The sequence below is a fragment of the Shewanella sp. 0m-6 genome (assembly GCF_052977325.1).
The window spans coordinates 14,578-28,794 of sequence record NZ_JBRIMD010000039.1; the positions used below are offsets into that span (position 1 = coordinate 14,578).

Annotated in this window: 12 protein-coding genes and 1 tRNA gene; 5 read left to right on the forward strand and 8 right to left on the reverse strand. The window is 44.1% G+C overall.

Going from position 1 to position 14,217, the window contains the following annotated elements; all coding sequences use genetic code 11:
* Positions 1–13: 13 nt before the first annotated feature.
* Complete coding sequence (leuS, locus tag ACVBJC_RS19060) at positions 14–2,593, reverse strand: leucine--tRNA ligase (RefSeq protein ID WP_447162502.1); 2,580 nt, start codon at positions 2,591–2,593, stop codon at positions 14–16.
* A 120-nt stretch (positions 2,594–2,713) separates the two neighbouring features.
* On the opposite strand from leuS, the gene ACVBJC_RS19065 reads away from it, so the two are divergent.
* Entirely contained in the window at positions 2,714–3,214 is a 501-nt protein-coding gene (locus ACVBJC_RS19065; RefSeq protein WP_447162503.1) for a zinc ribbon-containing protein, read from the forward strand.
* 76 nt (positions 3,215–3,290) lie between these two features.
* Here the strand turns inward: ACVBJC_RS19065 and ACVBJC_RS19070 are convergent, their stop codons facing one another.
* The 7 genes from ACVBJC_RS19070 to ACVBJC_RS19100 form a co-directional block, all read right to left on the reverse strand.
* Positions 3,291–3,782, reverse strand: coding sequence for a type II secretion system protein (locus tag ACVBJC_RS19070; protein ID WP_447162504.1), 492 nt, complete (start codon positions 3,780–3,782; stop codon positions 3,291–3,293).
* A complete protein-coding gene (gene lnt, locus ACVBJC_RS19075) occupies positions 3,779–5,314 on the reverse strand; it encodes an apolipoprotein N-acyltransferase (RefSeq protein WP_447162505.1) in 1,536 nt (511 codons plus the stop codon). The genes ACVBJC_RS19070 and lnt overlap by 4 nt, the downstream gene beginning before the upstream one ends.
* 50 nt (positions 5,315–5,364) lie before the next feature.
* A complete protein-coding gene (corC, locus tag ACVBJC_RS19080; RefSeq protein WP_447162506.1) occupies positions 5,365–6,234 on the reverse strand; it encodes a CNNM family magnesium/cobalt transport protein CorC in 870 nt (289 codons plus the stop codon).
* Positions 6,235–6,261: 27 nt separating this feature from the next.
* Complete coding sequence (ybeY, locus tag ACVBJC_RS19085) at positions 6,262–6,732, reverse strand: rRNA maturation RNase YbeY (RefSeq protein ID WP_442529483.1); 471 nt, start codon at positions 6,730–6,732, stop codon at positions 6,262–6,264.
* Positions 6,725–7,765 (reverse strand): PhoH family protein, encoded by a 1,041-nt coding sequence (locus ACVBJC_RS19090; protein WP_447162507.1) that lies wholly within the window; start codon positions 7,763–7,765, stop codon positions 6,725–6,727. Before ACVBJC_RS19090 ends, ybeY begins: the two co-directional genes overlap by 8 nt.
* Before the next feature lie 159 nt (positions 7,766–7,924).
* Positions 7,925–9,352: a tRNA (N6-isopentenyl adenosine(37)-C2)-methylthiotransferase MiaB gene (gene miaB, locus ACVBJC_RS19095; RefSeq protein ID WP_447162508.1), complete on the reverse strand. Its 1,428-nt coding sequence runs from the start codon at positions 9,350–9,352 to the stop codon at positions 7,925–7,927.
* Between the two features lie 95 nt (positions 9,353–9,447).
* On the reverse strand, positions 9,448–9,762 hold the full coding sequence (locus ACVBJC_RS19100; protein WP_447170520.1) for a hypothetical protein: 315 nt from the start codon (positions 9,760–9,762) through the stop codon (positions 9,448–9,450).
* Positions 9,763–10,100: 338 nt separating this feature from the next.
* On the opposite strand from ACVBJC_RS19100, the gene ACVBJC_RS19105 reads away from it, so the two are divergent.
* The 4 genes from ACVBJC_RS19105 (at position 10,101) to ACVBJC_RS19120 (ending at position 13,980) form a co-directional block, all read left to right on the forward strand.
* Entirely contained in the window at positions 10,101–11,300 is a 1,200-nt protein-coding gene (locus ACVBJC_RS19105) for an FAD-dependent monooxygenase (protein WP_447162510.1), read from the forward strand.
* A 301-nt stretch (positions 11,301–11,601) separates the two neighbouring features.
* Complete coding sequence (pth, locus tag ACVBJC_RS19110) at positions 11,602–12,186, forward strand: aminoacyl-tRNA hydrolase (protein ID WP_447162511.1); 585 nt, start codon at positions 11,602–11,604, stop codon at positions 12,184–12,186.
* Positions 12,187–12,239: 53 nt separating this feature from the next.
* Positions 12,240–13,331: a redox-regulated ATPase YchF gene (gene ychF / locus ACVBJC_RS19115; protein ID WP_447162512.1), complete on the forward strand. Its 1,092-nt coding sequence runs from the start codon at positions 12,240–12,242 to the stop codon at positions 13,329–13,331.
* Positions 13,332–13,903: 572 nt separating this feature from the next.
* Positions 13,904–13,980, forward strand: a tRNA-Met gene (locus ACVBJC_RS19120).
* Positions 13,981–14,217: the final 237 nt, after the last annotated feature.

Here is a 14,217-nt window from a genome sequence, read left to right on the forward strand (position 1 = left end):
GGTTTTAGAAGGATTAGTTAGCCACGATATTGAGCAACTTGCCCGGTACGTAGATAACTTTACGAACAGTTTTACCTTCAGTGTGTTTAACCACACCTTCTTCGGCCATACCTGCTGCTTCAACTTCTTCTTTACTCGCATCTGCTGCAACAGTGATCTTCGCGCGCAGTTTACCGTTCACTTGAACAATGATTAGCTTGCTGTCTTCAACCAGTGCAGACTCGTCAACTTCTGGCCAAAGTACATCTTCAATCGCACCTTGGTTACCAAGATCGTTCCATAACACAAAACATGTGTGTGGAATGATTGGATAAAGTAAACGGATAACAGCGTTCAAGGCTTCTTGCATCAATGCCTTGTCTTGCTCTGTCTCAGTCGGCGCTTTTTGGAGACGGTTCATTAGCTCCATAACTGATGCAATTGCGGTGTTGAACATCTGACGACGCTCAATATCATCACCCACTTTTGCAATGGTCTTATGCAGTTCACGGCGTAGCTCTTTTTGAGCAGCGTTAAGTGACTTAACGTCAAGTTCTGCAGTTGGACCTGAAGTAATATGGTCGTGTGCAGTTTTCCACAAACGCTTAATAAAGCGATGTGCGCCTTCAACGCTCGACTCTTGCCATTCAAGTGTTAGCTCTGGTGGCGCTGCAAACATCATAAATAGACGAACCGTGTCAGCACCGTACTTATCAACCATCTCTTGCGGGTCGATACCGTTGTTTTTCGACTTAGACATCTTGCTCATACCGGTGTAAACCAGCTCGTTACCTTCGCTGTCTACGGCTTTAACGGTACGGCCTTTGTCGTCAGTTTCCTGCACAGTCACATCAGATGGAGCAACCCAAACGCGCGCGCCTTTCTCATTGTTATAGTAGTAAGCATCAGCGAGTACCATACCTTGAGTTAGCAGACGTTTAGCTGGCTCATCAGAGTTGACTAGACCTGCATCACGTAGCAATTTGTGGAAGAAGCGGAAATACAATAGGTGCATACAAGCATGCTCGATACCACCAATGTATTGGTCTACAGGTAACCAGTAGTTTGCCTTTGCAGGATCAAGCATTTCATCTGCATGGGGGCTACAGTAGCGTGCGTAGTACCAAGATGATTCCATAAAGGTATCAAAGGTATCAGTTTCACGGAACGCTTCTTGACCGTTAACCTGAGTCTTAGCCCACTCTTTATCTGATTTTATTGGGCTTTGGATGCCATCCATAACCACATCTTCAGGTAAAATCACTGGTAATTGATCTTCAGGTGTCGGAATAACCGTACCGTCAGCCAAAGTGACCATTGGAATTGGTGCACCCCAGTAACGTTGACGTGAAACACCCCAGTCGCGTAGACGGAAGTTCACTTGACGCTTACCTTTGCCTTCAGCTGTAAGCTTGGCATCGATTGCATCAAATGCTGCTTGGAAATCTAGACCGTCAAACTCAGCAGAGTTAAATAGTACGCCTTTTTCAGTATAAGCTTCTTCGCTGATATCGACTTCACCGTCAGCTGGCTTAACAACCGCTTCGATGTTTAGACCGTACTTTTTAGCAAACTCATAGTCACGCTGATCGTGAGCGGGTACAGACATCACTGCGCCAGTACCGTAGTTCATCAGTACAAAGTTACCAACCCATATAGGCACTTGTTTGCCAGTAATTGGGTGGATAGCATTTAGGCCTGTCGCAACACCTTTCTTTTCCATCGCTGCCATAGCAGCTTCGGTGGTATCGGCGTTTTTACACTCTTCAATAAACTCAGCTAGCGCTGGGTTATTGATAGCAGCTTGCTCTGCTAGTGGGTGCGCGGCTGCAATCGCAACATAAGTTACGCCCATCACTGTATCAGGACGCGTAGTATAGATATCAAAGCTCTGGTCACTATCAGCAACCTTGAACGTCATCTCGATACCTTCACTACGGCCAATCCAGTTACGCTGCATGGTCTTAACTTGTTCAGGCCACTCTTCTAGCGTATCAATATCGTTTAGCAGCTCTTCAGCGTACTCAGTGATTTTAATAAACCACTGCGGGATCTCTTTTTGCTCAACAGTGGTATCACAGCGCCAGCAGCAACCGTCGATAACCTGCTCATTGGCAAGCACGGTTTCATCGTTTGGACACCAGTTAACTGAAGCTGTCTTCTTGTATACCATGCCTTTTTCATAAAGCTTGGTGAAGAACCACTGTTCCCAGCGATAGTATTCAGGCGTACATGTAGCGATTTCACGTGACCAGTCATAGCCAAAACCTAGCATTTTAAGCTGGTTTTTCATGTAATCGATATTTTCGTAAGTCCAAGGCGCAGGCGCAGTGCTGTTTTTGATTGCCGCGTTTTCAGCGGGAAGACCAAAAGAGTCCCAACCGATAGGTTGAAGCACGTTTTTACCTTGCAGACGTTGGTAACGAGACACAACATCGCCTATGGTGTAGTTACGTACGTGACCCATGTGCAGTCGACCCGATGGGTACGGGAACATAGAAAGGCAATAGAACTTTTCTTTGTTTGCGTCTTCGGTAACTTCAAATGTTTTTGTGTCTTGCCAGTGCTGCTGCACTTTAGCTTCAATTTCTGAAGGAGTATATTGCTCTTGCATCAATCTATTTCCGGCTATGCCGCCTATTGTTTGATCTAGCGCTATTTCAGCGCGAGTGATATCGACATAGAATAAACTAGAAGTGCGTCATTAAAAAGGTTCGTTGAAGGAGTATTTACCATGAGTGAACAAAGTACTGAGTTACTTTCGCTATATAAGGCACTTATTGACCAATTGCAATCGCAATACAATGATGATAACTCATTGACTGTAAAGAGTTTGTATGCACAAATGCAAGCGTGTAAAGAATACTTGGCTATAAAACAGCAAGCGAAGCAAGAAGAGCTTGCTTTAGTCGAACAATTTTTAAAACGTGACATTGCGAGTTTCTTGCAGGAAAAAAATGCCACCGATTTAAGCCATAGCCCAACGGTTATCACAGTTGAGAGCACATTATGGCACTGGTTGGGAGAGATCACCGATCGTAGCCAAGTGGAATGGCATGAAGTCGCGCAAGATTTTAAACATCACGGTTACTATGAAAGTGGTGAGATTGTCGGCCAAGGTACTATGGTGTGTACGGCTTGTGGCCATGAGTCAAAAATAGAATTCCCTGGAATATTGCCTGACTGTACAGAGTGCGACAATAACGAGTTCACTCGCGAGGCATTAGCTCCATAGCCCATATTGGCAGTGGATAGATGCAGCTTGAAACTAATAGAGAACGGCGCTTATGCGCCGTTTTTACGTTGAGCTGCTAGCAACCATCATGCATGGTTTCATACTTGGGCGTGCTAGTGGCCGTTGCTTGTTGGTATCTAAAGTAGCAAAGGTCGTCACTGACCTTGCCATCATCATCGTCATCGTAGCCAATGTAGGTAAGGTTAACACCTTGCTCCTCGATAACAAAAACAGCGTCGAGATCGAGCCTATTAGCGAGATCGGTATTATCCAAATAGCCTGAAAGTAGGCGCGTTTCAAAGCTACCGTTGCCATCAAGATCGATATCGATAATATCATTGCGGGAGCTATGTGGTTTAGTTGCCGTGCCAGGAATTTGCGACTTAGCATAGACCAATTGATTGGCGGTCTTACTACTGGCTTCAATTTGGTTAATCGATTCAGCTCTTGCTTCGCTAGAGAGTCCGATAAATTTAGGCGCGGCAACAATCGCTAAAATGCCCAGAATGATGATAACCACAACCAGTTCAATGAGTGTAAATCCATTTTTCTGCTTATGTTTTATCATTGAATTTTCTTTCTAATTGCCACGGCAATCGCGATAAGAAAGCTTACTATTAACACTGGCCATTGGCCAACAGTGGTAAATAGTGTGTGGCCTTTCATTAGCACAATATCTGCAACCAGCACTCCGGCTTCAAATTGCGGTAGCTGGTGGGTGATATTGCCCTTTTCATCGACGACAGCAGTAACACCGTTGTTGGTTGCGCGCACTAATGGTCGACCTAGCTCTACCGAGCGCATCTGCGCGATTTCCATATGCTGCAGCGGGCCGTTTGAGCTACCAAACCACGCATCATTGGATACCGTCATCAGTAAGTCGGTATTGTCATTCATATTGGCACGCAGCTGTTCAGGGAAGGCAATTTCATAGCAGATGGCGGGTGATATCTGGTGGCCGACGGCATTGAGATTTGGCTGCATAAAATCGCCTCTGGCAAAGGAGGACATCGGCAGATTAAAAAATGGCGCGAGTGGCCGTAATAGCGATTCAAACGGCACAAATTCACCTATAGGCAGGAGATGATGCTTCTTAAATTCGTTACTGCCGTTACCTAAGTAATCAGCCTCTGATTGCTGTTTGTGATTGTAATTGCCAAGGACTATTAGTGAGTTATAAAAAGAATCCTCTCTATGGCTAATAATACCTGTGATGATGGCGGTATTATTTAAGTTAGCGACTTTATTAGCGTTATAAAGAAAGTCCTTCACCATATATTCTGGTGCAGGGATCGCCGCTTCGGGCCAGATAATTAAATCGGCTGATAACTCAGGTCGCGATAGATCCATATATTTGAGCATGGTTGGCCATAGGGCATCAGGTTCCCACTTCATGCTTTGTGGGATATTCCCTTGAACTAATGCAACTTTGATGGATTCGCCATTAGGCTTAACGTGTGAGGTCATCGGTGCAATAAAGACGAGCATTGTAAGCACGGGAAGCGTGATTGCGAGACTTTGCCAGCGCTTAACGGCTAACAGCGCCAAAGCGCCCGCGAGCATAGCGATAATAAAGCTTAGCCCTAAGGTGCCAAACATTGAGGCGATAGGCTTGAGCGGACCTTCTGTTTGACTGTATCCCGCCCATAACCATGGAAAGCCTGTTAATACCCAGCCTCGTGCCCATTCGGTAATGGTCCAGAGCGCAGGGAACACAAGTAGGTTACGTAACAGCGATGTATTTGGTGTCAGCTTTTGCAGTAAGCAACCAGCAAGTGCAGGATAAAGTGCCAGATATAAGGCAAGTAGTGCCATTAAAGCGATGGAGGCGATAAGCGGCATACCGCCATAGATATCCATGCTGACATGGACCCAGCTGATCCCCACAGAGAAGCAGCCAAAGCCAAAACTCAGCCAATAGCGAAAAGCTTGCTTAGGGGTTAAGTCTGCACTTTGATGCACAATGTAGGCCATCGCAACTAGATAGATTGGCCAGATAGAGTAGGGAGCAAAGGAGAGCGCCGTAGTGGCGCCAGCCGCATAGGCTAGCACCATTTTCGAACGCGAATGATGGGCTAATGCCCGAAGTTTATTCAGCATATAGCCTCATCATTGGGTCGTGATAACGGAGTTAGTTGCTAGGCAACCGTCTAATCATTGCTATGATTGTTATCTGCAAATTTTACTCTAAGTTGAATTAAGCGACGGGTGTCGGCATTAACAACTTTAAATTCAATATTCTGGATCATGACTTTTTCGTCACGCTCAGGTAAGTGGCCAAAGGCATGAGACACCATACCACCGACTGTATCGAACTCTTCGTCGCTGAACTCTGTACCAAATGTTGAATTGAAATCATCAATTGGAGTGAGCGCTTTTACCATGAAGACTTGTTTCGCGATCTGCTTGATCTCAGTCTCTTCAGCTGAGTCATGATCAAATTCATCTTCAATTTCACCAACGATCTCTTCGAGAATATCTTCAATTGTTACAAGTCCAGATACTCCACCATACTCATCGACAACAATCGCCATATGGTAACGTTGAGAGCGGAACTCTTTTAGTAAGACATCAACACGCTTACTCTCAGGAACAACAACTGCAGGTCGAATTACTTGGCGTAATTCAAATGGATGCTCATTGTTTTTAAAGCCATACTGAATCAAGTCTTTCGCAAGCAAAATGCCTTCGATATGATCTTTATCTTCATTGACTACGGGAAAACGGGAGTGTGCTGAACTGATCACGGTAGAAAGTACATCTTCTACTGAATCATTTATTTGGATAGCTACAATCTGTGCACGTGGGATCATAATATCCCTTACACGTAGATCGGATACTTCTAAGACACCTTTAATCATTTCGCGAGTGTCTTCGCTGATTACTTCACGCATCTCTGCATCGTGAATTACGCCAACTAGGTCTTCGCGATTTTGCGGTTCGCCCTGGAACAACTGACTTACTTTCTCTAACCAGCCCTTCTTGTGGGCGTTAGTACTCGGTGGGATATCGTCACTCATAGTGTTTTCTTGACTCAGGTGAGCCAATTATTGCTCCTCATAAGGATTAGTATAACCAAGGCTTTCAATGAGTTGGGTCTCTAATGACTCCATCTCTTCAGCCTCAGAATCTTCAATATGATCATACCCTAGCAGATGGAGACAACCATGTACAACCATGTGTGCCCAATGTGCGATTAGTGGTTTATTTTGATCAATTGCTTCTTGCTCTACTACCGCCGCACAAATCACTAAATCACCTAATAATGGTAGCTCAATGCCCGGTGGTGCTTCAAAGGGAAAAGACAATACATTTGTCGGCTTGTCTTTTCCACGATAAGTGTTATTCAACTCTTGGCTTTCTTCAACGTCGACGATACGAATCGTTAATTCTGCCTCATCCATAGTATCTCTGAGTGCAGTTTTGACCCAAAGTTCCAGTTCAGCTTGTGTTGGTAGTTGAAAACCTTCAACAGCAATTTGAACATCAAGATCGATAACCGTTTGATTATCACTCATGGTTAGCAGTTTCCTGTAATTGGTATTGGCTATCTTTATTGCCTTTACTCGATTGTGCTTTTAACTCGAAAGCTTCATAGGCTTCAACAATGCGCGCAACCACGGGGTGGCGTACAACATCTTTTGCTTGGAAGAAGTTAAAACTAATTTCATCGACCTCACCGAGCACTTCAATTGAGTGGCGCAGGCCAGACTTTTGATGCTTAGGTAAATCAATTTGTGTAATGTCGCCAGTGATCACTGCTCGTGAGTTAAAACCAATACGGGTTAAGAACATTTTCATCTGTTCAACCGTGGTATTTTGGCTTTCATCGAGAATAATAAACGCATCATTTAATGTGCGGCCGCGCATATAGGCAAGCGGTGCCACTTCAATCACGTTGCGCTCGATTAAACGCTCGACTTTCTCAAAGCCCATCATCTCAAATAGCGCATCATAAAGCGGACGCAGATAAGGGTCTACTTTTTGACTTAAGTCACCGGGTAAGAAACCCAATTTTTCACCAGCTTCAACAGCCGGGCGAGTGAGTAAAATTCGACGAACTTCTTGGCGCTCTAATGCATCAACTGCGGCTGCAACGGCAAGGTAGGTTTTACCTGTGCCAGCGGGACCAATACCAAAAGTTATATCATGAGTGACGATGTTGCGCACATAGTCACTTTGGTTTGGATTGCGGGGTTTAATCACGCCACGCTTGGTCTTGATAAAAAGCTCACTGTCATCGCGAGGCGCTTCCATCTCAAGGGCTATCGCTTCTTGAATCGCAATATGTACTGCATCGGGCTCTAAATCAGGTGTGCTGCCTTTAAGTGGCTGCGTTTCGATATAGAGGTTTCTGAGTAGATTATTAGCAGTTAAGCAGTTACGCGGCGTACCAACAATTTGAAAGTGATTGTTGCGGTAGCTAATTTCAACGCCAATGCGGCGCTCTAACTGCTTGATGTTGTCATCAAATGGGCCGCAAAGTGAAGCTAGTCTACGGGTTTCCGCTGGCTCTAAATATAGGTTGAGCGTAGTTAACTTGTTTGACAAAAATTCACTCCATTTATCGACGTCGGGTTTTCGCTAATAATGCTAGTTTACGAGGCATATTCAATAATTGCGAATGGTATTTTTCAAAGGCAATTAAGAAGAAAAAAGCGGCATCTCAGGATGCCGCCTTTTGCGTATTCTAGTTTGGGTATTGTTAGTTTAAGCAGGCTTAAACTGGGTAACCCCTAAATCATCATCTTGCTTATACTTTGCAGTGATGTCTGATGGGCGCAGATCACGACGTAGATCCATTTCATCTTCACCACGGATAAACACACCGCGTAAAGAGTTGGTATACACGTCTACAATCTCTACGTCGACAAATTTACCGATATGTTTATGCATACCTTCAAAGTTCACTACACGGCTGTTTTCAGTTCGACCGCGAAGCTCCATTGGATTTTTAACCGATGGACCTTCAACCAAGATACGTTGCACAGTGCCTACCATATGGCGGCTATAGCGCATTGCTTGCTGGGTGATGCGATCTTGCAAAATGGCCAGACGTTCTTTTTTCTCATCTAGACTAACATCATCTGGAAGATCTGCTGCCGGCGTGCCAGGGCGCGCACTGTAGATAAAACTAAAGCTATGGTCGAATTGGATCTCTTCAATTAGCTTCATTGTGTCAGCAAAATCTTGCTTCGATTCACCAGGGAAACCAATGATAAAATCTGAGCTGATTAGAATATCAGGACGCGCTTTACGTAAACGGCGGATAATCGACTTATATTCGATTGCCATATGGCCGCGTTTCATTTGCGTTAGGATCAAGTCAGAACCTGATTGCACTGGTAAATGTAAGAAACTCACCAATTCAGGGGTGTCTTCATACACATCAATAATGTCTTGCGTAAACTCAATCGGGTGACTAGTGGTAAAGCGTAGACGGTCGATGCCATCAATTGCTGCCACGTAACGTAAAAGCTCTGCAAAAGTACAGATTTCATCATCGTGGGTTGCGCCACGATAAGCATTTACGTTTTGACCTAATAAGTTTACTTCACGCACGCCTTGTTCAGCCAACTGGGCGATTTCAAGAATGATATCGTCAAGTGGTCGGCTAACTTCTTCACCACGTGTATAAGGCACAACACAGAAAGAGCAGTACTTGCTGCAACCTTCCATAATTGACACGAATGCACTTGGACCATCAGCGCGAGGCTCTGGTAGACGGTCAAACTTCTCAATTTCAGGGAAGCTAACGTCGATTACCGCTTTCTTTCCGTCTTTGATTTGATCAATCATTTCAGGCAGGCGGTGTAAGGTTTGTGGACCAAAAATAAGGTCAACACACTGCGCACGCTCTTTAATTGCTTTACCTTCTTGTGAGGCAACACAACCACCAACGCCAATAATTAGCCCTGGCTTCTTATCTTTTAATGTTTTCCAGCGCCCTAGCTGATGAAAAACCTTTTCCTGTGCTTTTTCACGAATAGAGCAAGTGTTCAGCAGCAGCACGTCAGCTTCTTCAGCATTGTCTGTTAGTGTATAACCTTCGTATTCGTCAAGAAGATCAGCCATCTTAGAAGAGTCATACTCATTCATTTGACAGCCCCAAGTTTTAATATGGAGTTTTTTACTCATCAGTCTGTATCACTCTAGAAGCACCGAAAAAATAGCGCGACATTTTAACGCCTAAGTTAGCCTGTGGCTAGCATTTAGCCGTTAATAAAGTGAATTTATTCAGCCGATTTTAATACTCCTGAATTTAATACGGTTTTATTTGGTTGTTCAGCTTTCGCAACTTGGCTGCTAATAAAGCCTTGCTCCTTAGCCATCTGCATGATGTTCGACTTGGCTTGCTGTTGGATTTCTACCCGCACTTGCTGGTTGAAATCTTGCAACATATCACTCGTGTATTGATACATGGCGTATTCAAATGGAGTTCGGTAAGTGACAGTGATGTGCTCGATCTGATTTTGACTGTCGTTGGCATAACTTATCGAGGGCGCTACTAACGCTGCTGATAGTATAGCGTAGGCAATGACTTTCATATTATCCTCACTCATTTCTCTATGGATATATCCATTAGATAACTTGAGTGTATGGCATGGTTTGCAGCTAAGCCCGACGGTTTGTAAGCAGGTGTGAGTAAAAGCCAGTTCAGACACATTTATACACGTTAGACCCATATTTGACATCAAATGACATATTTTGTAGCGCTTAGCGGTCAAATTTTACTTGATGAAGCACGGGGATGAGCAATTCAAGGCAGGGATAATCTGATGGGCATCAAATAGTGCAAACTTTCTTGTATAAAGCGCTAATGTCGATGCTTTTTAGGTGTAAACTCGGTAGCGAAAAATGAGTTTAGTTGTCAGGAGACAAAGCGGTGGAACAGACAAGTACTGAAAGCAATCTATATGATGCAGTTGTTGTGGGGGGCGGAATGGTCGGCGCCGCGACAGCGATTGGTCTTGGTCAACTTGGATTAAAGGTTGCGATAGTCGAAGCGTTTGCTCCTAAAGCCTATGACAGTGAGCAGCCATTAGATTTACGGGTTTCTGCGATCAGTGCCGCGTCTGAAGCATTGCTTGAACGCTTAGGTGCTCTGTCAGGTTTAGACTCCATGCGTAAGGTAGCCTATAAAGGTCTAGAAACGTGGGAGCTAGATGGCTGTATTACGCGTTTCCACAGTGACCAAATTGGCTCACCTCATTTAGGCCATATTATCGAAAATCGCCTGATCCAATTAGCACTTTGGCAGCGCATGGAGCAGCTAGATAATATCACGCTACATTGTCCAACCAAGATTGCGATGCTTTCTCGGACACCAGCTCAAGATTTGATAGCGCTTAAACTCGATAATGGTGATTCATTGACGACACGTTTACTGATTGGCGCTGATGGTGCCAACTCTATGGTGCGCCAATGGGCCAATATTGGAATCACTGGCTGGGATTATGCGCAGTCAGCGATGCTGATTAATATTGAAACCGCGGCTAAACAACAAGATGTCACCTGGCAGCAGTTTACGCCAAGTGGTCCACGTTCATTATTGCCATTACCCGGCAATAATGCTTCATTAGTTTGGTATGACGACGCGAATAAAATAGCTCAGCTCTCTCAGCTCAATAATTTAGCCTTAAAAGCACAAATCGTTCAGTACTTCCCTGCGCGTTTAGACCGCGATTTTAACGTGGTTAATAAGGCAAGTTTTAAGCTGACTCGCCGCCATGCACAAGTTTACTACCGAGATAACTTAGTGATCCTCGGTGATGCCGCGCACACGATTAACCCACTGGCAGGGCAGGGAGTTAATCTAGGTTTTAAAGATGTTGATGCCTTAATCAATACTATTGCTAGCCATTTAGAGGATGAGAAAGGCTGGTGGCACAGTAAGGTGTTAGAAAAATATCAACAATGCCGCTATCGAGATAATTTGTTGATGATGTCGACCATGGATCTGTTCTATGCAAGCTTTAGTAACGACATCTTGCCATTAAAACTTCTGCGTAATGGTGCACTGAAACTGGCCAATATCGACGGCCCAATTAAGAAGCAGGTACTTAAATACGCAATGGGGTTTTAATTATAAAATGGTTGTCTCGACTAATTTGACACCATAGTCGTTAGCATAAGCATAAGATGAAAACCGAATATTACCTATTCGGTTTTTTTGTCGATTTCCATTGTTTTTTTTCTAGGCCCTTTCGAAAAATGCATCATATTTGGGGGCAAATAGAGCCTGAGCTCGGCATCATGTTTAAACGATATTGGCGTATAATTTGTTGGCAGGCTATTTGAGTGCTAAAATGCCGCGTTTTTAATTTTGTTGTTGGTGTGTTTTATCGACGGCAAAACATAAATTAGGCAAATACAGACTGGGTACTATGAGCAATATTAAACTGATAGTTGGGCTTGCAAACCCCGGCGCGCAGTACGAACGGACTCGTCATAATGCTGGCGCGTGGTACGTTGAAGAACTCGCTAGAGTCTGTGGTGCCACATTAACATTAGACAGTAAATACTTCGGCATGACGGCGAGAGCTACCTTGCATGGCAAAGATGTTCGTCTGTTGATCCCGACAACCTTTATGAATTTAAGTGGTAAGTCGGTAGGCGCGTTAGCGAACTTTTTTCGCATCGCACCTGAAGAGATATTAGTTGCACACGATGAGCTTGATATGCCGCCGGGTGTAGCGAAATTTAAGTTGGGTGGTGGTCACGGTGGCCATAATGGTCTTAAAGATATCATTGCAAAATTAGCAAATGATAAAGGCTTCTACCGCTTACGTATTGGCATTGGTCATCCTGGTGATAAGAGTCAGGTGAGCAATTATGTGCTGAGTAAGGCCTCTCCAACGGATCAAGAACTGATGGACGCTGCAATTGATGAAGCGGTACGTTCGACAGAAGTCTTGTTCAACCAAGATATGGCAAAGGCGATGCATAGACTGCATTCTTTTAAAGCATAAACAAGTGCTTGGAGCATTGCTTCAAGTCATTCATTGATATTAAAGGTAACAATATGGGTTTCAAATGTGGCATCGTAGGCCTGCCAAACGTTGGTAAATCAACACTTTTCAACGCACTAACAAAAGCTGGCATCGAAGCGTCAAACTTCCCGTTCTGTACAATTGAGCCTAATACAGGTGTTGTTCCTGTACCTGATTCACGTCTAGACGCATTAGCTGCAATTGTTAAGCCTGAGCGTGTATTGGCAACAACAATGGAGTTTGTTGATATTGCAGGTCTAGTTGCTGGTGCTTCGAAAGGTGAAGGTCTAGGTAACAAGTTCCTAGCTAACATCCGTGAAACTGATGCAATTGGTCACGTTGTTCGTTGTTTTGAAGATGACAACATTGTTCACGTAGCGAATAAAGTTGACCCAGCGAGCGACATAGAAGTGATTAACACTGAGCTTGCACTTGCGGATCTTGATTCGTGCGAGCGTGCGATTACTCGTCAAGCTAAGCGCGCAAAGGGCGGCGACACTGAAGCTAAGTTTGAAGTGGCAGTGCTTGAAAAAATGCGCCCGGTACTGGACGAAGGCAAAATGCTACGTTCAATGGATTTAAGTAAAGAAGAATTAGCCGCGATTGGCTACCTAAACTTCCTGACACTTAAGCCTACTATGTACATTGCTAACGTAGCTGAAGATGGTTTTGAAAATAACCCACATTTAGATATTGTGAAAGCCATTGCTGCTGAAGAAAACGCAGTGGTTGTTGCAGTATGTGCGGCGATTGAGTCTGAGCTTGCAGAGATGGATGCTGAAGACCGTAATGAATTTATGGCTGATCTTGGCCTCGAAGAGCCTGGTCTTGACCGTGTTATTCGTGCTGGTTATGAGCTACTAAATCTACAAACTTATTTTACAGCTGGTGTAAAAGAAGTTCGTGCTTGGACTGTGCGTGTCGGTGCAAGTGCTCCGCAAGCTGCTGGCGTTATCCATACAGATTTTGAGCGTGGATTTATTCGTGCACAAGTTATGGCTTATGACGATTTCATTACTTACAAAGGTGAAGCTGGCGCGAAAGAAGCGGGCAAGCTACGTGTTGAAGGTAAAACCTATACCGTTAAAGATGGCGATGTGATGCATTTCCTATTTAACGTATAAGGGAATAGCTTGATACTAGAGCTCTTTACTAAAGCTTTTTACTAAAATATGCAAACGGCGGCTAATAATTTAGCCGCCGTTTTTTTTGCCTACAGGTTTTGCTTACTATAAATACTATCAGGTCTATAACCTTTTCTTTTTAGCTCAGCGTCGACTCTAATAATGTAGCGTTGAGCAGGCTTATACACGTTCGATGTGGATTATTACGAGTGCAGAGGCTCTATTACTTTAAAGACACTCGATAGCTCAATGTAATTTTAATCAATTTAGTTGTTAAGTTAGGTGTCGTTAAGTTTAAAAAGCACTCATTGAGTAAGCTTAGGTATAGCTATTGAGTGATGACAGTGGCAAAGAAAGACGGTTTTTTACCGAAAACCAGTGAACAGCATTCCTCAAAGTATTAAGTTTTCTCTCTCGATAGGCCCTTTTTTGCATATCTGTTGCTCAGTTTGGTGAAGTTATCGCCGAACAATGCTTTTTCGGTAAATTTGCGAAAAAAAGCAGTTGACCTGATTCACCTGAATAAGCATAATACGCCCCGTTCCCCAGACAGGGGGACGAAAAGAAACGATGGCAATGTAGCTCAGTTGGTTAGAGCACAGCACTCATAATGCTGGGGTCGCAGGTTCAAATCCCGCCATTGCTACCATCTTCCTCTACTAACTTAGTTAGTGAGGTATCTTCTCAGGATATAAAATATTGAGTATCTTATCTAGATGTAAAACTTGATGTTGTGTAAGAATAGTGGGTGTTGATATTAGACACGCCTAGTTCGAACGCCATCTTAATCAAGATGTAAAAACAGATGTAGTGCGGGAGTGGTGGAATTGGTAGACACGCCAGATTTAGGTTCTGGTGCCGCAAGGTGTGAGAGTTCAAGTCTCTC